This is a genomic window from Salinicola sp. V024 (genome assembly GCF_052645315.1).
On record NZ_JBQXYB010000002.1, the window covers coordinates 411860 to 435615 of the forward strand.

At 61.6% G+C, this 23756-nt stretch carries 22 protein-coding genes; 14 read left to right on the forward strand and 8 right to left on the reverse strand.

Features of this window, described 5'->3' with window-relative positions:
• Positions 1-265: 265 nt before the first annotated feature.
• The 3 genes from ACUN9V_RS05330 (at position 266) to ACUN9V_RS05340 (ending at position 7395) form a co-directional block, all read left to right on the forward strand.
• On the forward strand, positions 266-3676 hold the full coding sequence (locus ACUN9V_RS05330) for a transglutaminase family protein (RefSeq protein WP_445510621.1): 3411 nt from the start codon (positions 266-268) through the stop codon (positions 3674-3676).
• A 262-nt stretch (positions 3677-3938) separates the two neighbouring features.
• Positions 3939-6434 carry a circularly permuted type 2 ATP-grasp protein gene (locus ACUN9V_RS05335; protein ID WP_445510622.1) on the forward strand — a complete coding sequence of 832 codons (2496 nt, stop codon included), beginning with the start codon at positions 3939-3941 and terminating at the stop codon, positions 6432-6434.
• Positions 6435-6492: 58 nt separating this feature from the next.
• Positions 6493-7395, forward strand: a complete 903-nt coding sequence (locus tag ACUN9V_RS05340; protein ID WP_445510623.1) for a transglutaminase family protein — start codon at positions 6493-6495, stop codon at positions 7393-7395.
• Positions 7396-7496: 101 nt separating this feature from the next.
• On the opposite strand, the gene ACUN9V_RS05345 is transcribed toward ACUN9V_RS05340, so the two are convergent.
• Positions 7497-8690 (reverse strand): benzoate/H(+) symporter BenE family transporter, encoded by a 1194-nt coding sequence (locus ACUN9V_RS05345; protein ID WP_445510624.1) that lies wholly within the window; start codon positions 8688-8690, stop codon positions 7497-7499.
• Between the two features lie 187 nt (positions 8691-8877).
• On the opposite strand from ACUN9V_RS05345, the gene ACUN9V_RS05350 reads away from it, so the two are divergent.
• A complete protein-coding gene (locus tag ACUN9V_RS05350) occupies positions 8878-9426 on the forward strand; it encodes a helix-turn-helix domain-containing protein (protein ID WP_445510625.1) in 549 nt (182 codons plus the stop codon).
• A gap of 20 nt (positions 9427-9446) precedes the next feature.
• Here ACUN9V_RS05350 and ACUN9V_RS05355 read toward each other — a convergent pair whose 3' ends face one another.
• The 4 genes from ACUN9V_RS05355 to ACUN9V_RS05370 all read right to left on the reverse strand — a co-directional run bounded on the left by ACUN9V_RS05355 (position 9447) and on the right by ACUN9V_RS05370 (position 12970).
• Positions 9447-10415 carry an N-acetylmuramoyl-L-alanine amidase gene (locus tag ACUN9V_RS05355; RefSeq protein ID WP_445510626.1) on the reverse strand — a complete coding sequence of 323 codons (969 nt, stop codon included), beginning with the start codon at positions 10413-10415 and terminating at the stop codon, positions 9447-9449.
• Positions 10412-11158: a DUF3307 domain-containing protein gene (locus ACUN9V_RS05360; RefSeq protein ID WP_445510627.1), complete on the reverse strand. Its 747-nt coding sequence runs from the start codon at positions 11156-11158 to the stop codon at positions 10412-10414. Before ACUN9V_RS05360 ends, ACUN9V_RS05355 begins: the two co-directional genes overlap by 4 nt.
• The gene (locus tag ACUN9V_RS05365; protein ID WP_445510628.1) at positions 11155-11790 is read right to left on the reverse strand and encodes a hypothetical protein; all 636 of its coding nucleotides are present in this window, start codon (positions 11788-11790) and stop codon (positions 11155-11157) included. The genes ACUN9V_RS05360 and ACUN9V_RS05365 overlap by 4 nt, the downstream gene beginning before the upstream one ends.
• A 232-nt stretch (positions 11791-12022) precedes the next feature.
• Positions 12023-12970, reverse strand: a complete 948-nt coding sequence (locus ACUN9V_RS05370; protein WP_445510629.1) for a GGDEF domain-containing protein — start codon at positions 12968-12970, stop codon at positions 12023-12025.
• Positions 12971-13748: 778 nt separating this feature from the next.
• Here ACUN9V_RS05370 and ACUN9V_RS05375 point away from each other — a divergent pair.
• Positions 13749-14129, forward strand: a complete 381-nt coding sequence (locus ACUN9V_RS05375) for a histone-like nucleoid-structuring protein, MvaT/MvaU family (protein ID WP_445510630.1) — start codon at positions 13749-13751, stop codon at positions 14127-14129.
• Positions 14130-14241: 112 nt separating this feature from the next.
• On the opposite strand, the gene ACUN9V_RS05380 is transcribed toward ACUN9V_RS05375, so the two are convergent.
• The 3 genes from ACUN9V_RS05380 to flgA all read right to left on the reverse strand — a co-directional run bounded on the left by ACUN9V_RS05380 (position 14242) and on the right by flgA (position 15895).
• Positions 14242-14694 (reverse strand): flagella synthesis protein FlgN, encoded by a 453-nt coding sequence (locus ACUN9V_RS05380; RefSeq protein WP_445510631.1) that lies wholly within the window; start codon positions 14692-14694, stop codon positions 14242-14244.
• Between the two features lie 36 nt (positions 14695-14730).
• Entirely contained in the window at positions 14731-15006 is a 276-nt protein-coding gene (flgM, locus tag ACUN9V_RS05385) for a flagellar biosynthesis anti-sigma factor FlgM (RefSeq protein ID WP_445510632.1), read from the reverse strand.
• Positions 15007-15121: 115 nt separating this feature from the next.
• A complete protein-coding gene (flgA, locus tag ACUN9V_RS05390) occupies positions 15122-15895 on the reverse strand; it encodes a flagellar basal body P-ring formation chaperone FlgA (RefSeq protein WP_083627800.1) in 774 nt (257 codons plus the stop codon).
• Between the two features lie 281 nt (positions 15896-16176).
• Between flgA and flgB the strand changes: the two genes are divergently transcribed.
• The 9 genes from flgB to flgJ all read left to right on the forward strand — a co-directional run bounded on the left by flgB (position 16177) and on the right by flgJ (position 23745).
• Complete coding sequence (gene flgB / locus ACUN9V_RS05395; RefSeq protein ID WP_075562372.1) at positions 16177-16596, forward strand: flagellar basal body rod protein FlgB; 420 nt, start codon at positions 16177-16179, stop codon at positions 16594-16596.
• A 4-nt stretch (positions 16597-16600) separates the two neighbouring features.
• Positions 16601-17011, forward strand: coding sequence for a flagellar basal body rod protein FlgC (gene flgC, locus ACUN9V_RS05400; RefSeq protein ID WP_110691854.1), 411 nt, complete (start codon positions 16601-16603; stop codon positions 17009-17011).
• 58 nt (positions 17012-17069) lie between these two features.
• Complete coding sequence (locus ACUN9V_RS05405; protein WP_445510633.1) at positions 17070-17774, forward strand: flagellar hook assembly protein FlgD; 705 nt, start codon at positions 17070-17072, stop codon at positions 17772-17774.
• Positions 17775-17838: 64 nt separating this feature from the next.
• A complete protein-coding gene (flgE, locus tag ACUN9V_RS05410; protein ID WP_445510634.1) occupies positions 17839-19137 on the forward strand; it encodes a flagellar hook protein FlgE in 1299 nt (432 codons plus the stop codon).
• 61 nt (positions 19138-19198) lie between these two features.
• Entirely contained in the window at positions 19199-19966 is a 768-nt protein-coding gene (locus ACUN9V_RS05415; protein ID WP_445510635.1) for a flagellar basal body rod protein FlgF, read from the forward strand.
• Between the two features lie 42 nt (positions 19967-20008).
• Positions 20009-20791, forward strand: a complete 783-nt coding sequence (flgG, locus tag ACUN9V_RS05420) for a flagellar basal-body rod protein FlgG (protein WP_075562367.1) — start codon at positions 20009-20011, stop codon at positions 20789-20791.
• Between the two features lie 40 nt (positions 20792-20831).
• Positions 20832-21503, forward strand: coding sequence for a flagellar basal body L-ring protein FlgH (locus ACUN9V_RS05425; protein ID WP_445510713.1), 672 nt, complete (start codon positions 20832-20834; stop codon positions 21501-21503).
• Between the two features lie 5 nt (positions 21504-21508).
• Positions 21509-22660: a flagellar basal body P-ring protein FlgI gene (locus ACUN9V_RS05430; protein ID WP_439283149.1), complete on the forward strand. Its 1152-nt coding sequence runs from the start codon at positions 21509-21511 to the stop codon at positions 22658-22660.
• A complete protein-coding gene (gene flgJ / locus ACUN9V_RS05435) occupies positions 22660-23745 on the forward strand; it encodes a flagellar assembly peptidoglycan hydrolase FlgJ (protein ID WP_445510636.1) in 1086 nt (361 codons plus the stop codon). The genes ACUN9V_RS05430 and flgJ overlap by 1 nt, the downstream gene beginning before the upstream one ends.
• Positions 23746-23756 lie beyond the last annotated feature (11 nt).

The window sequence follows — 23756 nt, forward strand, 5'->3', positions numbered from 1 at the left end:
GAAGACGCTTTTTTGGGTGTTGTCGCGTCGCCCGTTGCGGCAAAACCGTTTATATGGACGTATATAGAGACGGGTATGGAAGAATTCGGTCGTCGTGACTCGGCCTATGTCGCTGTCCGCCAGGCCGTCGTCGAACGTTCCGTCTTCAGCATAGTGAGAAGCGTATGCGGGTGTCACGCTGAACGCCTACGCTGATAGCCTGAATTTGCTCAATCGTGCCCGCGCATACCCACAACAAGATCGTCAATCGAGCCAAGAGATCGCCATGACCCTACGTGTTGCGCTGTCTCATCGTACCTCTTACGTCTTCGACCGGCCGGTTCACCTGTCGCCGCATCTGATCCGACTGCGGCCGGCGCCGCACTGCCGCACGCCGATCGAAGCCTATTCGCTGGAAATTTCGGCCAAGCCGCAATTTCTGAGCTGGCAGCAGGATCCCTTCGGCAACTTCATCGCCCGCGTGGTCTTCCCGGAGCCGGTGACGCGACTCGACGTGGCGGTCGAGGTGATCGCGCCGATGACGGTGATCAATCCGTTTGATTTCTTCGTCGAGAGCTACGCCGAGAATTATCCGTTCGCCTATCCGCCGGCCCTGCGCAAGGAGCTGGCGCCTTACCTCGAGATCGGCGAGCGCGGTGAACGCCTGCTGGCCTGGCTGGCGGCGGTGCCTAGAGACGAGCGCGGTATTGCCGATTTTCTGGTAATGCTCAATCAGCGCCTGCAGCAGGACATCGGTTATCTGGTGCGCATGGAAGCGGGCGTCCAGAGTGCCGAGGAGACGCTGGAGAAGGCGCTGGGTTCGTGTCGGGATTCTGCCTGGCTGCTGGTGCAGATCGCGCGTCATCTCGGCCTGGCGGCGCGTTTCGTCTCGGGTTATCTGATTCAGTTGACGGCCGACGTCAAGGCGCTGGATGGGCCCTCCGGGACCGAAACCGACTTCACCGATCTCCATGCCTGGGCCGAGGTCTTCGTGCCCGGCGCGGGCTGGATCGGTCTCGATCCGACTTCCGGCCTATTGGCCGGGGAAGGGCATATTCCGTTGGCGGCGACGCCGGAGCCGACCAGCGCCTCGCCGATCGTCGGTTACTCCGACGAGTGCGAGGTGACGTTCGATTTTTCGATGAGCGTCGAGCGGATCCACGAGGATCCACGTGTCACCCGGCCCTATAGCGACGATCAGTGGCAAGCGATCGAGCGTCTCGGCGAGCAGGTCGATCGCCGTCTGACTGCCGGAGACGTGCGCCTGACCATGGGCGGCGAGCCGACCTTCGTGTCGACCGACGACATGGAGGCCGACGAGTGGAACACTGCCGCCCAGGGCCCGACCAAGCGACGGCTTTCCGGCGAGCTGCTCAAGCGGCTGCGGCGCGCCTTCGCCCCGGGCGGTCTGCTGCACTACCGGCAGGGCAAGTGGTACCCCGGCGAACCGCTGCCACGCTGGGCACTGGCCTGTTACTGGCGGCGGGACGGTCAACCCGTATGGCATGACGAGCGTTGGCTGGCCGACGACGGCGCTCAACCCGGCCACGATGCCGGGGACGCGCTGCGCTTCGGCGAGGCCTTGGCCGGGCATCTGGGTGTCAACGCGAATCATCTGCTGCCCGGATACGAAGACGCCTTTTACTATCTGTGGCGCGAGCAGACCCTGGCGCTGGACGTCGATCCGCGTCAGCACGATCTCGATGACGATGAAGAGCGTCGGCGTCTGGCGCGGCTGCTGGAGTGTGGCCTCGGGAGCGTGGTCGGCTACGCGCTACCCCTGCGTTACGCACCGCGATTGCACGGTTGGCAGAGCGGCGAATGGCCGCTGCGCCGCGATCATCTCTATCTGATTCCCGGCGACTCGCCTATGGGCTTGAGATTGCCGTTGTCGTCACTGCCACAGGTAGCGTCTGGCGACGTCGATCAGCCGCGTTCACTGTGGGCGCCATCGGTTGCGCTCGAAGATTCGCATGCCGGGGTGACACGACGCTACCAGGCCGTGCGCCAGGCCGTCGAGGCGGGCCCCGCGGGTGCGCAGCGCGAGAGTGCCGAGAGCCTGCCCTACAGCGCCTTGAGCGGTGGGCGCCGGCCCGGATCGGCGGGGCAGGCGGTCGCCGACGAAGCGGTCAGCGACCGGCCCGGTTCGATCAACGATCAGCCCGAGACCATCAACACCAGCCTGTGTCTGGAAACGCGCGCCGGCCAGCTCCATGTCTTCGTACCGCCGATGACCCGGCTCGAGCACTATCTCGAATTGATCGCGGCGATCGAGCAGACCGCCGCCATGCTCGAGATGCCGGTGGTCGTCGAGGGCTATCCGCCGCCCGCCGATCCGCGCCTCAAGCAGTTCATGATCACCCCGGACCCCGGCGTGATCGAGGTCAATATCATGCCGGCTGAAAGCTGGCCGGCCCTAGTGGCACAGACCGAGACGGTCTACGAAGAGGCCCGGCAAACCCGTCTCGGCGCCGAAAAGTTCATGCTCGATGGCCGTCACACCGGCACCGGTGGCGGCAATCACGTCACCCTGGGCGGCGCCACGCCCGCGGATTCGCCGTTTCTGCGACGCCCGGCGCTGCTCGGCAGTCTGGTCAGCTACTGGCAGCGCCACCCGGCGCTCTCCTATCTGCTCTCGGGGCTTTTCGTCGGCCCGACCAGTCAGGCGCCACGCGTGGACGAGGCACGCCATGAGTCGCTGCACGAACTCGAAATCGCGCTGGCGCAGCTGGAGCGAGAGGAGACCGCGCAGCCCTGGCTGGTGGATCGGCTTTTCCGGCATCTGCTGACCGATCTCACCGGTAATACCCATCGCGCGGAATTCTGCATCGACAAGCTCTATTCGCCGGACAGCGACACCGGAAGGCTCGGCCTGCTCGAGCTGCGGGGCTTCGAGATGCCGCCGCACCCGCGCATGAGCCTGATGCAGGGTTTGCTGATCCGCGCGCTGGTCGCGCGCTTCTGGGATCGGCCGGCGTACGGCAATCTGGTCCGTTGGGGCACTGCGCTGCACGACCGCTGGATGCTGCCGCACTATCTCTGGCTCGATCTCGAGGAAGTGCTGGGCGATCTCGCCAATGAGGGGATGACTTTCGCGCTCGAGTGGTTCGCGCCGTTTCTGGCGTTTCGATGTCCGGTACTGGGTCGCGTCCAGTATCAGGGCCTCGAACTCGAACTCCGCCAGGCGATCGAACCCTGGCACGTGCTCGGCGAAGAGGCTTCCGGTGGTGGCACGTCGCGCTATGTGGACTCCTCGGTGGAGCGACTGCAAGTCAGGGTCAGCGGCATGAGCGGGGATCGGTATGTCGTGACCTGCAACGGGCATCGTGTGCCGCTGAGGGCCACGGATCGCAACGATGAAGCCGTGGCCGGAGTGCGTTACCGCGCCTGGCAGCCGCCGTCCGCGCTGCATCCACGGATACCGGTTCATGCGCCGCTGGTGTTCGATATCGTCGATACCTGGAATCGGCGTTCGATCGGTGGCTGCAGCTATCACGTGTCGCACCCGGGCGGACGCAATTTCGAGCGCTTCCCGGTCAATGCCAATGAGGCGGAGGCACGGCGTCTGGCCCGGTTCGTGGCTCATGGTCATCGTCAGGGTGTCCACGATGTGCCCGAGTTGAACGTCAGTCGCGATTATCCGTTCACGCTCGATCTGCGCGAACGCGGAACGGAAATCGACTCGCGCCATGGCTAAACCGGGATATGATAGCGGCCGATAGAAGGGCGTCGTCCGTGGAACCGGCGGCGTGGCATCCTTTTGCCGAGCATGGCGTTCTTTTGATGAACTTGGCGTTGCTGTGATGAGTGACGCCCTTTGGATGAATAGGGGAACCGACGATCTCGTCGATCCCCATGGCACCGGCAGGAGCCCGGTGATGACCGGCCGCTGGGAAGGAACCCGGCGCATACGCAGATAAAACACGATGGTGGCGAGCGAAACGCTTCGGACTCCCTGGTTGGAAAGCTACGCCCCCGGCAGCGCTCACGATGCGTTGATTGCCAGCGATGGCTCGGTGCGCCAGCGCTGGCTGCCACTGTTGCATCAGTTGGGACAGCTGGGGCGGGAGGCGCTGGTACAGCGAGCCGACGAAGTGCAGCATCTGCTGCACGAAAACGGCGTGACCTACAATCTTCCCAACGACGAAGCCGGTAGCCGGCGTCAGTGGTGGCTGGATCCACTGCCGTTGGTGATCTCGCCTCAGGAGTGGCAGCCACTCGAACAGGGTTTGCGCCAGCGCAGCCGGTTGCTGGCCGCCGTGCTCAAGGATATCTACGGGCCACGCCGGATGCTGGCGGAGGGCGTGCTGCCGGCCGATGCGCTCTATGCCAATCCTGCTTTTCTGCTCCCCTGCGATCAGCTGTTGAGCGAAGACGATCCCGGTCTGCTGTTGCACGGGGTGGATCTGACCCGCGATGCGCGCGGCCACTGGCGAGTGCTGGCCGATCGTGTCCAGTCGCCTTCGGGCGTGGGCTTCGCGCTGGAAAATCGCATCGCCATGGCTCGCGCGCTGCCGGATCTCTATCGCCGAGCGCCGCTGAGACGGCTGGCGGGCTTTCTGAGCGCCCAGCACCACTCCCTCTCATCGTTGTCACGCCTCAATTTCGATCACCCCACCATCGCGTTGCTGGCGCCGGGCTCCGGGCATGACAGTCATTTCGAGCATGCATACCTGGCCAACTACCTCAATCTGGCCCTCGTCGAGGGCAGCGATCTGGTGGTACGCGATTCGCGTGTGTGGATGCGCACGCTGGGTGGCCTTCAGCCGGTGGACGTATTGTTGCGTCACATCGGCGATGCCTGGAGCGACCCGCTGGAACTGCGCGGCGACTCGCTGATCGGCGTTCCCGGCTTGCTCGAGGCGATTCGCGCCGGTGGCGTCGGTGTGGCCAACCCCCCGGGCGTGGGCGCGCTGGAGCATCCATTGATCGCGGCGCACCTGCCCATTCTATGCGAGCGACTGCTCGGCGAAACGTTGCAGATCGAGGGGGTCGAGCGGCACTGGTGCGGCCAGCCGGAGGGGATGGCCTGGGCGATGGCCGGATTCGAGACGCTCGCTTTCCAATCCCTGGATGAAGGGTCGGTTTTGATCTCGGTGGTCGATTTGAGCGAGGAAGCGGCCAGCCAGCTGCGCCAGTCCATCGTCGCCCACCCGGATCGTTACGTCGCTCAACAACCGCTGGAGGCGGCTACCGCGCCGTTTTTCAGTCGCGACTGCGCCGAGCTGACACCACTGTCTTTCAATGTGCGTTGCTTTACCCAGGCGGTCTTCGACGCCGACTATCGTTTCAGGGCTTACGAAACCATGCCCGGCGGCGTTGCCTGGCAGGGCGCCCCGGGCAGCGCGATGCGATCCAGCCAGTGCGTCAAGGATGTCTGGATCACCGCGGATCAACCGCAGCCGCATGTCAGTCGGTTGCGGCGTTCGCGTCAGCCGCTGGTGGTGACGCGCGATGGTGCCGATCTGCCGAGTCGTGTTGCCGATAGCCTGTTCTGGGTGGGACGCTACGGCGAGCGACTCGAGGGACGGTCTCGACTACTGCGCGAGGCCCTCTATCGGCTACTGGAACAGGATCAGGAAGGGCTGGCGGATGAAACGCTGATCGATCTGCTGCATCTGATGGAGCCCGATTCCGCGTCGCCCGATGCATTGCCGGTGGAACCTTTCGTCGCGCATCGAGAGCGGCTGCTAGCGCTGTTTCAGGAGAGCCGGGACGGTGGTCTGCCGATGCTGATCTCGCGCATGGTCAACAACTGTCGCGCCGTGCGTGACCATCTCGGTGACGATGCCTGGCGCGTCTTCAATCAGCTCCGTCAGGAGTCCGCGCGATTGCCCTACGCCGGGATCGATCAGGGCCGACGATCGGTCGAGACGCTGATCACTCAGCTGGCGGCTTTCTTCGGTCTGTGCAACGAGACCATGCCGCACCACTTCGGTTGGCGTTTCATGGATATCGGACGTTTTCTCGAGCGAGCACTGGCGACCTTGAGGCTGTTGCGGCTGGCATTGATCGATTCGGCGCATGCCGGCGAGTCGCTGTGGGACGTGGTGCTGACGACGACGGATAACGCCACCGCCTATCGAAGACGTTACCGCAGTGAGCTGCATCCGGCGGCCATTCTCGATCTGCTGCTGTTCGACGAGGCCAACCCGCGCTCCGTGGGCTACATGTTCAAGCGCCTGGAACGTCAGATCGAACGTCTGCCCCAGCCGAGCAACACGCCGTATCGCAGCGATGAAGCAAGGCTGCTGATCAAGGCTCGTTCGGCGTTGCACCTGGCCGATCTGGCGCTGCTGGCGAGACTGGACGACGACGCCGAGGCCAAAAGCGCGCTGTCGGAACTGCTCGATGCCCTGACCGCGCCGCTCGAAAGGTTGTCGCTGGCCATCGAGCATAGCCATTTCAGTCACGTCGAGGCGCCGCGCCAGCTGGTTCCCATGCAGGCGCAATAAATACGCTGCCCGTTGCTCTGGGCATGGTTCTTCGGCTCGCTCGCCACAGGATTTCAGCATGCGCTACCGCGTTCGCCATACGACTCGCTATGACTACGCCTCGCCTGTCTCGCTGTGTCACAACGAGGCGCGCCTCACGCCTCGGGTATTGCCCTGGCAGAAGATCGAGACCACTGAGCTTACGATCGAGCCGCGCCCGGCGGTCGTCAGCGAACGCGCTGATTTCTTTGGTAATCGAGTGACGCGTTTCAGCGTTCAGGAGATCCATCTGGCATTGTCGGTCACCGCCTCGACCGCACTTCAGACCCAAGGGCGCCCGCTGCCGCCGAGCGAGGTCGACAAGGATTGGCAGTCGGCCGCTAGCCATGCCCCTCGATTGCCCGAGCTTCGCCAATTTCAACTCGATTCGCCGTTCATCATGCGGGAATCGGCACTGCGAGCGTTCGCGATCTCCAGCTTTCCGTCCGGTCGTCCGTTACTCGAGGCGGTGGGGGATCTCAACCGCAGGATCTTCGAGACGTTCACCTACGATCCCGAGTTCTCGACGCTGGCGACGCCGGTGCGGGAGGTTCTCCGGGCGCGGCGCGGCGTGTGCCAGGATTTCGCGCATCTGATGATCGGCAGCCTGCGCTCGCTGGGCCTTGCCGCCCGCTACGTCAGCGGCTATCTGGAAACGCTGCCGCCGCCGGGGCGCCCCCGGCTGGTCGGCGCCGACGCGTCGCATGCCTGGGTCGCGGTCCATGTCCCGAACTGGGGTTGGCTGGAATACGATCCGACCAACGGCAATCTGCCCGGCGAGCGTCATCTGGTGCTGGGGTGGGGAAGAGATTACGGCGACGTGCCACCTCTCAAAGGCATCATGAACGGTGGCGGCGTGCATGAGCTCGAGGTCGCCGTGGACGTCGCGCCGATCGGTGATGGCGACGAGGTCTCGCGACAGGGCGCGTTGAGCGGCATCTGACCCATCGTTCAGCTGCTGTCCCCGGCCAGCCGCCGTCCGGTCGGACCGCCAGATTCTATTCAGGGTCAATTCAGAGCCAGCGTCAGGGCGAGGGGCAGGGTTCAGCCGTGGCGCGGTGGCGACAGGACGAACAGCGACAGCAGCCCGGCTGCCAGTCCCCAGAACGCCGCGCCGACGCCGAACAGCGTTACCCCTGAACCGGTCACCAGAAAGGTGATCAGCGCCGGCTCGCGCTGATGGCTTTCGAGCAGGGCACGGTGAAGACTGCCACCGATGGTGGACAGCAGTGCCAGGCCGGCAATCGCCAGCACCAGGCCCGAGGGCAAAGCATCGAATAGCGTGCCGATCGAGCCGCCGAAGAGTCCGGCCACAAGATAGAATCCGCCGGCGCAGATCGCCGCCGGGTAGCGCCGATCCCTGTCGGGGTCGACTTCCGGCCCCATGCAGATCGCGGCGGTGATCGCAGCTAGACAGACGCTGAAGGCGCCGAACGGCGCGAGAACGAGCGTCGCCAAGCCGGTCCAGATCATCAGCGGCGAAATAGGCGCGTCGTATCCGGCCGCGCGCAAAGTGGCAACGCCCGGGGCATTCTGCGACGCCATGGTCACCACGAACAGCGGGACGCCCACGCCGATCAGGCTCGATAGCGAGAAAGTCGGCCAGACCGGCTGGGGTGCGGTGATGGTCAGGCTGGCCTGATGCGTATCGATCTCGCCCAAGGCTGCCGCCACGCCGAGTCCGACCAGCAATACCATGACGATGGCGTAGCGGGGCTGCCAGCGCTTGGCGGCGAGATAGGTCAGAAACATGGCCAGTACCAGCACGAAATCGCCTTCCAGCGAGGCAAAGGCCTCCAGCCCGAAGCGCAGCAGCACGCCGGCGAGCATGGCGGCGGCGATCGATTGTGGAATGATCTGCATCAGCCTGGCGAACCAGCCGGTAATACCGCAGATCAGGATCAGGACCGCGCTGAACAGGAAGACTCCGATGGCCTCGCTGAGCGGAAGGCCTGGCAGACTCACTGCCAGCAGTGCCGCGCCGGGCGTCGACCAGGCGGTCAGAATGGGTTGCCGATAGTGCAGCGAAAGCCCGATCGAGGTAACGCCCATCGCCAGGCCGAGCGCGCTCAGCCAGCCGCCGATCTGAGCGGGGCTCGCACCGGCTGCCGCGGCTGCCTGAAAAATGATCACCGCGGAGCTGGTGTATCCGACCAGAACCGCCACGAAACCGGCCGTGACGTGTGACAGAGTGATCCTGGGCAAGGCGAATCGACGGCCGGTGGGTCTGCGAGCCATGAAAGGTCTCTCGAAGGCGATCTGGAGTGTGCGTTATAACGCACACGCTGAAACAATGGCAATGTGCGCGATAACGCACGCCGCTGTATTCTCGAGCTTTGCCGGCTCAATCGCCATGGCTGCGGCGGTGGATCGCGGGTAGCGTGGCGTCGGTAGCTTCTTTGAGGACAACCTGTTGGGAGACAGCATGGAGGCGGACCTGACGGCCATCGGCCGCCACTTGAAAAAGCACCGCAGCGAGCGCGGCTGGAGTCTTGACCGGGTCGCTCGGGAGAGCGGCGTGAGCAAGGCGATGCTGGGGCAGATCGAACGCGGTGAATCCACGCCGACCGTATCGACGCTGTGGAAAATAGCCAGTGGGCTGCGAGTGCCGCTTTCAGGCTTTCTGGTAGCGGAAGGCGCGCTACAGCGCCCGACAATGGCACCGCGCCATCACGATGCCTCGGGGATGATCGTGACGCCGCTGTTCGCATTCGACCCTGCGCTGGGCTTCGAGATGTTTCTGATCGAGATGCCCCAGGGCACGCTCAGCGAATCGACGCCGCATGCCGCCGGGGTCGTGGAACACCTGATCGTGCTGGAAGGGGTGATGGAGCTGCGCCTAAGCGGCGATTGGCAGACCCTCTCGGCCGGAGACGTCGTTCGGTTTCCGGCGGATCAACCCCATGCCTATCGCAACCAGTCCCGAGCGCCGGCCAGAATCCATGATCTGATTCACTATCCGTTCAGCCCGTGAAGCGCCGCGGGTATCGGTTTTCACTGGCCTTGATCGCGGTCTTCTGGTCTGTCCTCGCAGTGCGCTGACCTCGTCAGGTCATTGGTGGCCAATTCGTCGTCTACCAGAGCTCCGCCAGCCAGTGCCTGGGGCGGGTAGCGGACCAGCAGCGCCCACAGCGTCGCCGCGGTATCGACGTCCGGCTGGCCGCTGTAGCTGGCCGGGCGAAAATGCATCTGGAACGCTCGTAGCACGTTCCGAGTGCGGCCATCCAGCTCGCCGGTGATATCGATGGCATAGCCATAGGCGTTCAAGGCTTGCTGGATCTGCCGGATCGTGGGGGCGCAACGCGTGAACTGCTGGCGGTAGGCGACGACATCGGCGTCGTTCGGCCAGGCCCCGATACCGGCGTCGTGAAGTCTTTTCCACGGGAAGCGCGGGCCCGGATCGATCTTGCGTGACGGCGCGATGTCCGAATGGCCCAGAATCGCCGTCGGCGGCAGCTGGTAGCGGTTAACGATGTCCTTTGCCAGGGCGATGACCGCCTCGATCTGTGCCTCGGAATAAGGTTGCCATTGTCGCCCACGCGGTGACATGTCCTGCGGGCCGCGGTTGACGATCTCCACGCCGATGGACGTATCGTTGAGCTGCGTGCGGTCTTCCCAGGCGCTGATGCCGGCATGCCAGGCGCGATCTCTCTCGTCGACCAGTTGCCAGATCCGAGGCAGGCTATCCGTCGTCGCAGGCTGCCTGGGTACCAGGTAATGCGAGCTGACATCGGGCCCCAGCAGGGTGTGCATCGCTCTGGATTCGTCGGAATCCGTGTAATGCAGAATCAGGTAGCGGATGCGCTGGTTGTAGGCGCGGGAGGGATGCGCTTGATCGGCGATGTAGCCGTCTCGGACTTCGCTGGTGGGGGTGCCGGCGCAACCGGCCAGCATGATCAGCAGCAGCCAGCCGGTCAGATGACGCATGATGCCCAGGGGCAGTTCCTCGCGATTGAATGTCATAGCACGCTCAGCAGGTAACGGGTCAGCAGGCCCAGCGTCAATGTCAGCGAGAAACTCAACATCGTGCCGAGCAACACGTATTCGGTCAGTTTGCGATCACGGTCTTCATACAGATCGCCGAAGCGCAGCACCGATTTGGCCGTCAGCAGGAAGCCGATCGCGGCCATCTGATGGCTCAATACGAAAGTCAGAATGAGAAAGCGCTCGAGCATGCCGATTCTGGCTCCCGCATCGGCCAGCGTGCCGCGGGTATCCACGCCTTCGCTCCAGCGTCGCATGATCAGCGCGATCAGGATCGAGGCGGGGCGCATCACCACGAGATAGACCAGCGCGATCAGCAGGGTCTGAGGCTGCCATAGCAGGTCGAGTTCGACAGGGAATCCCGACAGGCTGGCATCGATGATCCACCACCACACGGCGGCCAGAATCGCCAGATGCAACCCCTGATCCACCAGGAAGAAACTGACTCTGCGCGGTGGGGTATAGCTCTTGAGTACGTCGATCAGCCCGTGGGTCAGCCCGATGATCAGCATGGCGGCAACGGCTTTCAGGATGTCGACGCCAAATACGACCATGACCGCCAGGCTCGACAACGAATGAATACCCACATGCCAGTAAAGGGATAACGCGCGCCAGTGATCGCGCTGCTTCTGGCTCGCCCAGGTGTCGCTCTGCAAGATGAAATCCGAAAGCGTGTGGCACAGCAGCAGAGCCAGCAGCAGCGACAAGTCGATCTCGTTCATGTCAGCGCCTCCAGCCGTAACCGGGCAAGATCGAGGAAGTCGCGAATCAACGTCCAACGCGCGGCGCTCAGGCGGCGGTTGACAGTGGGCTGGGAACGTTCCAGTCGTCGCGCGAGTTCGCTTTGAGAGAGGTCGGTCGTCAGGCTGAAGCGGACCACTTCCGCGGCATTGTGGCTCCAGTGGCTGATGATGTCGTCGGCGAAGCGGACCAGCAGCTCCAGATCGGGCTGTGGCGGCGTGATGAACAGCCCCAGGCGCTGATGGCCGCGACTCGATATATCGTCCAGACCTTGCCCGGAACGCACGAAAGCTTCTCCATCGGCATCGACGAAATTGTCTAATATGGGCATCTCGCTCTCTCCGATGCCGACCGCAATTCGGGCATCCCACATCTGCTGTCGAGAGGGCGAGTGCTCGATGAGACTCGCCCGCATGATGACGGCCGCGATAAGGGCATCCTGGGGTCTGGGTATCGCCAACTGGAAAGCGTCGCCACGAAATCGCATGCCTACCGCGCCGAGCATTGTCTCGAGACGCCCGAGGCCCGTGTCCATCGCCCGACGCAACTTGCGCTTGTCGGTAATATCACGGGAGGCAACGATGTCTCCGCTGAGCACGCCGATCACTGACATGAGGCTCCTCGCAGGTAGTTTCCGATTGGGGATGTTAACTATAGCGTAAAAAAGCTATTTTTGGATTTATGCATGAAAAAGGCTATAAATAAAGCGTATTGCCGATATGCCGATAAGCTCAATCTAAATAAGGGCTGTATAAATATACAGTTATTGCGTGTAAAAAAATATTACCTGAATGGCACGAGCCGTCCAGTTTGCGTCGAGACCCCACAATCTCTGCGGCGCGATCTCAAAGGTTCGGCAGTGGAGTGTCGCAGAGCGGGGGATCGGCCAGTTCGGATTCGGCAGGGGTGGAAGGTGGAGAGTGGGATCGGGGCGCGCCGATCAACCTTGCCGCGACCCGATTTCTACCATGCGCCTTGCAGTCGTAGAGCGCCTGGTCGGCATGCGTGATCATATCGTCGATATCGACCAGCAGACCATTCGGGCTGGTCACGACTCCGACGCTGACGGTGACGACGTCAGCCACCGGTGAATATTCGTGGGGCAGTCCCAGTGCCTGAATCATGCCGCGCATGGCATCGGCCAGCGACCAGGCTTCCTCTTCGTCGATATTGATCAGCAGCACCAGAAACTCTTCGCCACCCAGACGTATGACCACGTCGGTTTCCCGGCGAAAGGAGTCCTTCAGCACGCCGGCAAGATCGACCAGGCAGGCATCTCCGGCGGGATGGCCATAGTTGTCATTGAACGGTTTGAAGTGATCGACATCGATCATCATTGCGGAGACCGTGCAACTCAGCCGCCGGCTCAGCGGAATCAGCATGTCGAGACGGCGCTCGAGCAGACGGCGATTGCCTAGTCCGGTCAACGGATCATTCAATGTCTGTTCCAGCAGGGCGGCATTGTGACGACGAGACTCTTCGATCAGCGTCTGCAATTGCCTCGCCAACAACCCGACGGCATCGAGGCGCTGCGAAAGTTCGGCGGGCATCTCTTGCGGCGTATCGCTGAAATCGTGTTCTAGGCTGACATGATCCGTCAGGCGCCGTATCGGCATCAGCAGGCAGCGGTCGAGTAACCACAGGCTGGTCCCCAGTCCCAGCAGACCGACAGCCACTGCCCCCAGCACGATGATCGCGAATGGACGCCCCGCGGCAGCCTGCCAAGCGACTCCCACTATCAGCGCCGAGGTACATAGCCAGATCCCGCCGACTGCGCCTGTCGTCTGTTTCAAGAAATGAATTTTCATTGTAGGTATTGTCTTCCATCGAGGTCGCAGGTATCGATGCATCGCTTTTTTGCGTAGCCGTGGTTATTGTGTCCCGCCTTGTCTACGGTGTTGCCGTTGCCCGGTCTTGAGGTCGAATTTCATGCCTGGCTCCGATGCTCGACCGTTGCATGGAAGGCCAAATGCAAGACTGTCGATATTTGGCCGGCTACTAGTCGATATCGACGGTATGAAGCAGAAACTGTAGCGCTGAAGGCCGGCGCACGGAAATGACCCAATAGCCTTGATGGGTGAACTTTTCATGCGACGCTATTTGCTTATTGGAAATTTCATCCGGTAGCGCCGATGGAGAGCGCCATGGATTCCGGCCCTGTGTCGTGCGCCCCGGCGGTCTTTCGATCGCGGCTCTTCAGGTGTCTGGTAAGGTTCACCGGCGCCTGTTTCATTGTCTATTCCCCGTCGACATTATTTCGGTCATTATTTTCCTACGGCTATCTTCCTATTTCGGTATCGTTAAGTCAGAAAAGACTCGATTGTCGATCGATAAAGAACGATCCACATAGAACCACCCACAACGAGCAATGGGTAAAGTTATTGAACCTGAAAACAGGTCCGAGACAACTATCTCGAGAAGGGTAATCAGAGCGAGTCGTCACTCACCTGGACCTCAATAGAGATTTGTTATTGCTCGACTTTAAAAAAATCATCCGGGCGCGCTTGCAAGTTGGCGGATATCCGCAATAATGATCACGCTTAAACCAATCCGCAACGGAACAACGAACGCATGTCTCTACTTAGCGATTACGTCAAAAAAGAACAGCTCCTGAAGCAGTTGGAAGAAGAGCTGAAACGCATGGAAGGCGATCAGCGCCTGAAAGCCGAAATCGAGTTCAAGGAAAAGCTCGAAGCGCTGATGGCCGAGTACGGCAAGACGACACGTGATGTCATCGAACTGCTCAACCCGAAAGCCGATAGTGCACCGGTGGCGGCTGGTCAGACCGGTTCCACCGGCGGGCGTCGCAAGCGCAAGCTGAAGATCTACAAGAATCCCAAGACTGGGGATGTGGTCGAGACGCGCGGTGGTAACCACAAGACGCTGAAAGCCTGGAAAGACGAACACGGCAGCGATACCGTCGAGTCCTGGGTCGTCAGAACGGAAGACTGAGCGCTTTCTAACTTTTTACGCGCTTAGATGAAAGAACCCTCCGCCGTTGTGTCTCGGCGGAGGGTTCTGCGTTCAAGCGCTTTTCGAGGTTTGAAACGGCATGCTGGAAACGTCAGGCCTTGGAGCTGATGCCGCCAAATCCGTGATGGCGGGATTCACCGTTGCGACCGTAGACGCTGCCCCCAATGGCACGATTGAGAAAATCGATAGCCTTCTGGTTGTGCTCCAGGCGCGCGGAGATGATATGGCCATTCAGCCGATTGCTCCGGCGAACCTGCTCCGCTAGCTGACGAGTATGCTGCCACGTAACGTGGTGATCCAGCGCCTGGGCAAACTGCTCTGCGCCCTGGCTTCCTAGACTGAACCCCATTGTCTGCTGATATTCGCGGCGTTGTTTCTCGATGCTGTCGAGCTCGTGGAGCTGCTGCTGCTTGAGTGCGGCCAGGGCGCTCAGACGCTCCCCATCGACATTGCCCTCGCCGAGACAGCCGGCTTCCTCATCGAGCGTTTCAGCGAACGCCTCCAGCAGGGTCTTTTGCTCGACAATCAGTTCGGCTGGCGTCATGCGGCGGTTCCTGAAACGGGTTTTAAGATCGGAGGTTCAGCGCTCACCCAGCATATCGCGGACGCTTTTAACCAGACCGTCGGCAATCTTGCCGGTGTCGAGCTCGAGGCGGCCTTCGGAGATCGCCTGGCGAATCTCGTTGACGCGAGCGGTATCGATGTCACTGCTGTCATCGGCAGTCGCGATCTGACTCAGCGTCGTTCTGGAGCCGGCGGCCGTGTGAGCACTCTCGACCGTCTCTGCACCTTTGCGCTGCTCCGTGGCTTCGTTTTGAGCCGGACGAGTCAGGGGATGTGTTTGATCGATTTTCACGGTCATTACCTCATGGCTGGATGCACGATCCTGTGCTTGCCTACGTTATCGGCAGAACCCGGGGGAGCTGAAAGAGATTCGGGCAGAGTTTTGTGAAGAAATTTATCTGAACGGTTCAGAAATCGACTCGCAGTTGATCCTGGCCCGTCACTCGGCCCTGCAGAATCTGGTTGGATTCCGTCTTGAGCCGAATGGTACTCCCCAGCCCGCCATTATCCAGTGCCTCGACGCTACGGCTGACATGAAAGCCCTGGCCGACAGCGGTGAGTACTACCGTGTCTCCCCGTTTTACCATCCATGGCTCTCTGAGCATATTATCGGTCAATACCGCGCCGTCGGGAATGCGCCGGGTCGCGATCATGCCTGCGGCCTGACCGATGTCGTCGAGATAGCCGCGTCGCAGCCGCGAGATGTCCGACTCCTGCCAGCCAAGCTCTGCCGCATCGATTCGCTGTCCGGGAGCGATCGATTGCTGTACCACCAGATGGCGAACCATGGCCGAGACCGTTGCCTGCAGGTAGCGCGTTCGCTCGCCCTCACTCCCGCAATGTACACCGACCGTGACCCGACCCTGGGGAATGCCGGGTCGCGGTAGAAATGGCTGCGGCGCCGGACAATCGCCCAGATCGGCAGCGCTGTCCCGGATCTCGATCGTCACCTGGTCGCCGAGCGAGGCGGTTCGCTGTTCGAGAAAACGCTTTACGCTGGCGGATACCGTGTCGCCGGTCGGCAATTCGGCATCGGCTTGGGCGATCGAGGGTATCGGTAGCAGAGAGAGTGCAAACAGCGATGCCATCAGCGTCGTAGCGCCGACCCACAGCAGTCGCCGGAGAGCAGGGCGGTATTTCGATCGGGGGCGCTGGGCTGCTTCTGGGGGGGCGACACGCATATCACGGCTCTCGGTGGGTATGCTCTAGGTGACTAGTGAGGAGCGCGGTACATCGCGTCGATTCATATCGCTGGCACATGTGTCCCGTAGCCGTTCTCGGATACATGGCGCCCATCGACGCAATCCTCCACGTTGGATAGCGATTTTAAGCCTGAACCTACAAGAGCATTGATGAAAATGGCGCGCAATTAACGGTCTGTTTACACGTTTGATGCGAGCCTCCCGCCGCTATTCTCCATCCTGTCAATTTTCCAGCGAACGCCATTCGAGGTGCATACGGCATGTTCGACAAGTTGGATAACGCGCTGCGCTTTCAGCAGGAAGCCATCAATCTGCGTGCAGAGCGTCAACAGGTGCTGGCGAACAATATCGCCAACGCCGACACGCCCAACTTCAAGGCACGCGATTTCGACTTCCGTGCCGAGTTGAATCGGGTCATGGAACAGGGCCGTAGCGAGTCGTCCGGCGGACTGTCGCTGACGCGGACGTCGGCTCGTCATATTCCGGCTCAGGCCAGCGGTAGATCGGGCGTGGAAAATCTGGGCTATCGCATGCCGGATCAGCCGAGCCTCGACGGCAACACGGTCGACATGGATCGCGAGCGCTCGGCCTTCGCCGATAATTCGATGCGCTACCAAGCGGACGTCACTTTCGTCAGCCGTAAAATCCAAGGGCTGAAGAAAGCCATGCAGTCGGAGTAACACGATGTCGATGTTCAGTGTATTCGAGATTTCCGGTTCGGCGCTGTCGGCCAATTCACAGCGCATGAACGTAACCGCCAGCAACCTGGCCAATGCCGACAGCGTCGCTGGGCCTGACGGACAGCCGTACCACGCCCGGCAAGTGATGTTTCAGGCGATGAGCCAACAGGATGGCAGCGCGGGCGGGGTGCGGGTCAACGGGGTCGTCGAGGACGACACCACGCCGATGCGCATGGAGTATCGCCCCGGGCATCCCTTGGCCAATGACGAGGGCTATGTGCAGATGCCCAACGTCGATCCGGTTAACGAGATGGTCGACATGATCGCCGCCTCTCGCTCTTACCAGGCCAACGTCGAGGTCATGAATACCGCCAAGACGTTGATGACCAAAACACTCACGATCGGCGAAGGCTGATCGATGCGGCTCATGTCAGGTCGGGTCGTATCCAGTCGGATCACATCAAGGAGACGTCATGTCCAGTCCGGTGATCGGTAGCAGCACGCTTGCCAATATCAATGGCGCGGCCGCCAAAAGCAGTACCACGGGAGTCGATTCCGGCAGCCAACTCAATGATCGCTTCATGACGCTACTCGTCACGCAGTTGAAGAATCAGGATCCGACCAGCCCGATGGAAAACTCGGACATGACCGCGCAGCTGGCGCAGATCAATACCGTCAGCGGTATCGAGAAGCTCAACGACAGCCTGTCCGCCATCACCGACCAGATCGATGCGGGACAAGCCTTGCAGGCCACGGCGTTGATCGGGCAGGGCGTGATGGTGCCGGGCAACGAGATTCTGGTCGGAGCATCCGAGGAATCCAGCAGCGATGTCGTTACAACGCCGATCGGCGTGGAGCTGGACAGCGCTGTCGAAGATCTTCAGGTCGATATCCGCGGTGCCAGTGGCGAAATCATCGACAGCTTCTCGACCGGGCCGCTGGAAGCCGGCGTGCATAGCTTCACCTGGGATGGAAAATTGGCCGATGGCACAAGCGCCACTACCAATAGTACTTACACGGCTTCCCTCACCGGAACCGTGGGAGACGAGACATACGCACCGACGACCCTGAATTACGCTCTCGTCAACGGCGTGATTCAGGGCGCGAATGGCGCTCAACTCGACTTGGGATACGCTCAGGATCCCGTGGCGCTCTCGGAAGTGCGTCAGATTCTCTGAGTGAGATCAGTAGCGACAAAAAACCGTTCTAGCTTACGCAACCGATAAACGCAGAGGATCAGTCATGGGCTTTTCACAGGCATTGAGCGGCGTCAACGCCGCGTCTCAGCAGCTGGATGTCATCGGCAACAACATTTCCAACTCTCAGACCAAAGGCTTCAAGAGCGGGTCGGTGCAGTTCTCCGATGTCTTCGCCAACAGCGCCGTGGGTCTGGGGACTCGGGTTTCCGGTGTGCTGCAGGACTTCAATAGCGGCAGTCTGGAATCCACCGGGCGGGATCTGGACGTGGCCATCAGCGGCGATGGTTTCCTGCGTTTTCAGCAGGAAGGAGAAGTTGGTTATTCACGCAATGGTCAACTGACCCTGTCCGCTGACGGCTATTTGGAAAACGCGCAGGGTGCTCGTTTGATGGGGTATGGTCTTGCGGATGCCGGTGATGTCACTTCCGGTGTCATCGCCGGGGGGCAGCCACAGGTGCTGAATGTGCCAGCATCCGATATGCCGGCTAAAGCTACTGGCGTCACCGGGAGCGGTATCAATATTCAGCTCAACCTCGATGCCACGACGGATGCGGAAGATCCTTCAACGGCCGTTCTCTATAACAGTCTAGATGCGAAAACTGCGGAAGATACCACGCAGCGAACGTCGCTTCCCTACAACTACTCCAACAGCTTCACCGTCTTTGATTCCCAGGGCGCACAGCATAACGCCACTATTTACTTCCAGAAGACCGAGGACAATACCTGGACTGGGCGTCCCTCGCTGGACGGTGTTTTAGCCCCCGCGGATCAAGAGTTGGCGCTGGAGTTCGACGCATCCGGTAAACTCGACACCATCAATGGTGCTGACGCCACCGCCATTCCGGTTGCCTGGCCAGAACTGTCCTTCACCGCCAATGAGCTTGGCGCCGGTGTTGAGGACATCAATGCCACTTTCAACATGGCCGGAACAACGCAGTACGCCAACGACTCCACGGTCAAGAGCCTGTCTCAGGATGGTTACGCCTCTGGCGCGCTGGTCGGTATCAGCTTCGCCGATGATGGCTCCATCGTTGGCAGCTATGCCAACGAGAAGACTGTCGATCTTGGGCAGATAAGCTTGGCGACATTTCGTAATCCGGAAGGCTTGAGTTCTGAAGGAGGCAACCTATGGTCAGCAACCTCCGACTCGGGCAATGAACTGTTGGGTATTGCCGGTACCGGTACCTTGGGATCGATCGAGTCCGAGACGCTGGAAGCCTCCAACGTCAATCTGACACAGGAACTGGTCAACCTGATCATCGCCCAGCGTAACTATCAGGCCAATACCAATTCGATTCGCACCCAGTCTGACGTCCTGGACCAGGTTCTGCAGCTGCGCTGATGACGATATGCCGCCGATCACGATGTGATCGGCGACAATCTCGCTCCCACAGGGTTTTAACATGGATAGAATTCTCTATACCGCCGGCGGTGGCGCGAGTCAGACCATGGCGCAGCAATCGGTGGTCAACAACAACCTGGCCAACGTCAGCACGCCGGGATTTCGCGGCGAGCTGATGGCGCTTCGCGCGGTGCCGGTAGAGGGCGAAGCGCGCCTGCCGACACGTGTTGCCTCGATGATGACCACGCCGGGCGCGGACTTCACGCCGGGCAACATCAACACGACCGGACGCAGCCTCGACGTTGCCCTGCAAGGGGGCGATACCTGGCTGGCCGTACAGTCCCCGGATGGCGGCGAAGCCTATACCCGGCGCGGTGATCTGCAGGTCGACTCGACCGGTTTGCTGACCTCGCTCGGCAACCCTGTGCTCTCGGACAACGGTCAGGCGATCGTAGTACCGCTTGGTGGCGACGTGACGATTGCGGCCGATGGCTCGATCAGCGTGCTGGAGCCGGGTCAGAATCCCGATGCCGTGGCCCCGTTGGCGCGCCTCAAGATGGTGGCGCCGGGCAACGACAACCTGGTGCGCGGCGAAGACGGGCTGTTTCGCATGACGCCGGCGCAAGGTCAGGACATCGCGGCGCCGATACCCGCCGACGATACACGGCGCCTGGTTCCCGGTGCGCTCGAAGGCAGTAACGTGACCGCGACCGATGCGATGATCTCGATGATCGACAGCGCCCGTCGTTACGACATGCACATGAAGGTGATCGAAAGCGCGGACGAGAACGAGCAACGCGCCAACAGTCTGCTTTCTCTGACCAGCTGATGCCAGCCGCCGCGCTAGCTCACCGATAATAGGGTTTCTCTCATGATCAAGTCTTTATGGACGGCCAAGACGGGGCTGGAGTCGCAGCAGGTCAAGCTGGACGTGATTTCCAACAACCTGGCCAACGTCTCGACCAACGGCTTCAAGCGCTCTCGCGCGGTGTTCGAAGATCTGCTGTACCAGAACGTGCGTCAGCCTGGTGCCCAGTCTTCGGTGGTCGATACGCTGCCTTCGGGTATGCAGGTGGGTACCGGTGTGCGCCCGGTCGCGACCGAACGGTTACATACGCAAGGCGGACTGCAGAACACCGAGAACTCCCGCGACCTGGCGATCAACGGCAAGGGCTTCTTCGCCGTGCAGATGCCGGACGGCACCACCGGCTATACCCGCGATGGCAGTTTCCAGGTCAACGAAAACGGCCAGCTGGTGACCGCCGGCGGCTATCCGGTCGATCCGCCGATCGTGATTCCGCAGAATGCGCTGTCGATCAGCGTGAGCCAGGACGGCGCCGTCTCCGTTACTCAACCCGGCACGTCGCAGAGCAACGAAGTCGGGCAGATGATGCTCTCCACCTTCATCAATCCGACCGGTCTTCAGAGCATTGGCCAGAACCTGTATCTGGAGACCGATGCGTCGGGGCCGCGTACCGATCTCAACCCGGGGCTGGATGGTGCCGGCAAGCTTTATCAGGGCTATGTCGAAACCTCCAACGTCAACGTGGTGGAGGAGATGGTCAGCATGATCGAGACGCAGCGTGCCTACGAGATCAACAGCAAGGCCGTCGAAACTTCCGATCAGATGCTGCAGCGTCTGACCCAGCTATAACCGAGGAAGACGCGTGTCGCCGAACCTGGAACTAGGCCCGATGTGGCGCAGGATGATGATGTTGATCGGCCTCTCTCTGGCGCTGATCGTCTCCGGCTGCGCCCAGATTCCCCGCCACTCCGTGGTCGAGGATTCGGCGCCGGTGGAGATACCTTCGACGCCGCCGGTGCAGGCCAACGGTTCGATCTATCAGGCCAGATTCGGCTTTCAGCCACTATTCGAGGACCGCCGCCCGCGCCAGGTCGGCGACATCATCACCATCGTGCTCGATGAACAGGTCAGTGCCAGCAAGAATTCGGCGGCCAATGCGACCCGCAATGGCTCCACCTCTTTTACACCGACGACGGTGCCTGATGCGCTCGATTTTCTCGAAAAGTACGGTACCGACCTCGAAGGCGAGAATGTCTTCAACGGTTCGGGCGGCGCCAACGCCAACAACACCTTCACCGGCACCATTACCGTGACCGTCTACGATCTGCTGGCCAACGGCAATCTCAAGGTGCGTGGCGAGAAGCAGATCGCGATCAATCAGGGCACCGAGTACATCCGGTTCTCCGGCGTGGTCAATCCTCGAGCGATCAGCGGGGCCAACACCGTGCAGTCGACCCAGGTGGCCGATGCCCGCATCGAATATATCGGTGATGGCTATATCAACGAAGCGCAGACCATGGGTTGGCTGCAGCGCTTTTTCCTCAACATTTCGCCTTTCTGATGCCTATGTCTCGTTCGTTCCCGTCGCCGGACCCGCGCTGCCCGTCACGCCGATCACCGCTGGCGACAATCGTGCTGCTGTTGGCGGTCCTGCTGTTCAGCGTGAGTGCCCAGGCGCAGCGTATTCAGGATCTCGCCAACTTTTCCGGTGTGCGTGACAACCCGCTGGTCGGCTACGGCCTGGTCGTTGGCCTGGACGGTACCGGTGACCAGACTACCCAGGCACCGTTTACCGGTCAGAGTGTTACCAACCTGCTTTCGCAGCTGGGCGTCACGATCCCCGCGGGCACCAACATGCAGCTGCGCAACGTGGCGGCGGTCATGGTCACCGCCAAGCTGCCACCGTTCTCGCGTCAGGGTCAGGAGATCGATGTCACCGTCTCATCGGTCGGCAATGCCGATAGCATTCGTGGCGGGACGCTTTTGATGACCCCGCTGAAGGGGGCCGACGGACGTGTCTATGCGCTGGCCCAGGGCAATGTCTATGTCGGTGGTGCCGGCGCCGAGGCCGCAGGCAGCAGCGTTTCCGTTAATCATCTGGCGGCGGGCCGCATTCCGGGCGGGGGGCTGGTCGAGCAGGAAGTTCCGATGCGCCTGGGCGACGCCAACGGTACGCTGGATCTGTTCCTCAAGGATTCCGATTTCGAGAACGCCCGGCGGATGGTGGCGGCAATCAATCAGGAGTTCGGTGCGCCGGTGGCCGCCGCGCTCGACGGTCGCACGGTCCAGCTAAAGTTGCCGGGCAATGACAATGATCGGGTCAACTTCCTGGCGCGAGTACAGGGGGTGAACGTCACCACCGAACGCGGCCCGGCCAAGGTCATCCTCAATGCGCGTACTGGCTCGGTGGTGCTGTCCGATACCGTGACGCTCAATCGTGCCGCCGTGGCTCACGGCAACCTGTCGATCGTTATCGATTCCAATCCGCAGGTCAGCCAGCCCAACGCACTGTCCGGCGGAAATACCGTGGTCGTGCCCAATGCCGATATCACCGTGCAGCAGGAGGGCGGCGCATTGCAGATAGTTCAGACCAGCGCCGACCTGATGGAGGTGGTCAATGCCTTGAACGCGCTGGGGGCATCGCCGCAGGATCTGATGTCGATTCTGCAGGCGTTGAAGTCGGCCGGCTCGCTCAATGCCGAACTGGATATCATCTGATGGCGATGAGCAACGATCTCTCGGGGCAGTTCGCGCTTGATGTCCATAGCGTACAGAAACTCAAGTACAGCGCTGCCAACTCGCCGCAGGGCAGTCTCAAGGAGGCTTCGCGTCAGTTCGAGGCGATCTTCCTGCAGATGATGCTCAAGAGCATGCGCGACGCCAGTCCCAAATCCGGACTGCTGGAGAGCCATCAGATGGACATGATGCGCTCGATGCAGGATCAGCAATGGGCGCAGCAGCTCGCGGGCAAGGGCCTGGGGCTCGCCGATCAGCTGGTTCAGCAGCTCGAAGGCAGCGGGCTGCCGGGCACCGCGGCGCTTCCGGGAGCCAGCACGGCCGACGACAGCTCGGCGCTGATTGCCGGTATCCCGAGAGGGACGCCGCGCCTGCTGCATGGCGGTCTGCGTACGCCCGGATTCGTGCCGAACGCTTCGGAACGCGCCTCGGCCGGCTTCGAGTCCGACGCGCTCGGCTCGGCGGCGACCGCCGCGAACTCCACACCTTCAGCGTCGGCGACGAGCGAATCCGACGATCGCCCGGCTCACGTTCGCGCTTTCCTGGACAGTCTGGCCGGGCCCGCCCAGCAGGCCGAGCAGTCATCGGGTGTGCCCGCCGAGCTGATCCTCGCTCAGGCCGCACTCGAAACCGGCTGGGGCCAGCGCGAGATCCCCACCGCCAATGGCGGCAACAGTCATAACCTTTTCGGCATCAAGGCCGGCCAGTCCTGGCAGGGCGCCACCACCGAGATCACCACCACCGAGTATGTCGCCGGGCGGCCGATCAAGATGGCCGATCGCTTCCGGGTCTATGACTCCTATGCCGAGGCGTTCGCCGATTACGCCAAGCTGATTGGTGACAATCCGCGTTATCAGGGCGTGGTCGCGGCGGCGTCGCCCGACGTGGCAGCGCAGGCATTGCAGCAGGGCGGCTATGCCACCGATCCGCGTTACGCCGACAAACTTCGAGGGATCATGGCGCAGCTGGGTACGCTCGAATCCTCGGCCGGTAGTGATCTGTTGGCCGCGTCCAGCCGCGTCAATAACCCTTTCGGCCCCGACGCACTGCCCACTGCCATCTTCTGATCGGCGGTAAC

Coding starts and splice junctions, on each gene's coding strand:
- flgG (WP_075562367.1), top strand. CDS start 20,009: ATGATCAAGTCTTTATGGACGGCCAAGACGGGGCTGGAGTCGCAGCAG.
- ACUN9V_RS05375 (WP_445510630.1), top strand. CDS start 13,749: ATGTCTCTACTTAGCGATTACGTCAAAAAAGAACAGCTCCTGAAGCAG.
- ACUN9V_RS05340 (WP_445510623.1), top strand. CDS start 6,493: ATGCGCTACCGCGTTCGCCATACGACTCGCTATGACTACGCCTCGCCT.
- ACUN9V_RS05360 (WP_445510627.1), bottom strand. CDS start 11,158: ATGAACGAGATCGACTTGTCGCTGCTGCTGGCTCTGCTGCTGTGCCAC.
- flgA (WP_083627800.1), bottom strand. CDS start 15,895: ATGCGTGTCGCCCCCCCAGAAGCAGCCCAGCGCCCCCGATCGAAATAC.
- ACUN9V_RS05345 (WP_445510624.1), bottom strand. CDS start 8,690: ATGGCTCGCAGACCCACCGGCCGTCGATTCGCCTTGCCCAGGATCACT.
- ACUN9V_RS05355 (WP_445510626.1), bottom strand. CDS start 10,415: ATGACATTCAATCGCGAGGAACTGCCCCTGGGCATCATGCGTCATCTG.
- ACUN9V_RS05415 (WP_445510635.1), top strand. CDS start 19,199: ATGGATAGAATTCTCTATACCGCCGGCGGTGGCGCGAGTCAGACCATG.
- ACUN9V_RS05405 (WP_445510633.1), top strand. CDS start 17,070: ATGTCCAGTCCGGTGATCGGTAGCAGCACGCTTGCCAATATCAATGGC.
- ACUN9V_RS05330 (WP_445510621.1), top strand. CDS start 266: ATGACCCTACGTGTTGCGCTGTCTCATCGTACCTCTTACGTCTTCGAC.
- flgE (WP_445510634.1), top strand. CDS start 17,839: ATGGGCTTTTCACAGGCATTGAGCGGCGTCAACGCCGCGTCTCAGCAG.
- ACUN9V_RS05430 (WP_439283149.1), top strand. CDS start 21,509: ATGTCTCGTTCGTTCCCGTCGCCGGACCCGCGCTGCCCGTCACGCCGA.
- ACUN9V_RS05350 (WP_445510625.1), top strand. CDS start 8,878: ATGGAGGCGGACCTGACGGCCATCGGCCGCCACTTGAAAAAGCACCGC.
- ACUN9V_RS05425 (WP_445510713.1), top strand. CDS start 20,832: ATGTGGCGCAGGATGATGATGTTGATCGGCCTCTCTCTGGCGCTGATC.
- ACUN9V_RS05365 (WP_445510628.1), bottom strand. CDS start 11,790: ATGTCAGTGATCGGCGTGCTCAGCGGAGACATCGTTGCCTCCCGTGAT.
- flgJ (WP_445510636.1), top strand. CDS start 22,660: ATGGCGATGAGCAACGATCTCTCGGGGCAGTTCGCGCTTGATGTCCAT.
- ACUN9V_RS05380 (WP_445510631.1), bottom strand. CDS start 14,694: ATGACGCCAGCCGAACTGATTGTCGAGCAAAAGACCCTGCTGGAGGCG.
- flgC (WP_110691854.1), top strand. CDS start 16,601: ATGTCGATGTTCAGTGTATTCGAGATTTCCGGTTCGGCGCTGTCGGCC.
- flgB (WP_075562372.1), top strand. CDS start 16,177: ATGTTCGACAAGTTGGATAACGCGCTGCGCTTTCAGCAGGAAGCCATC.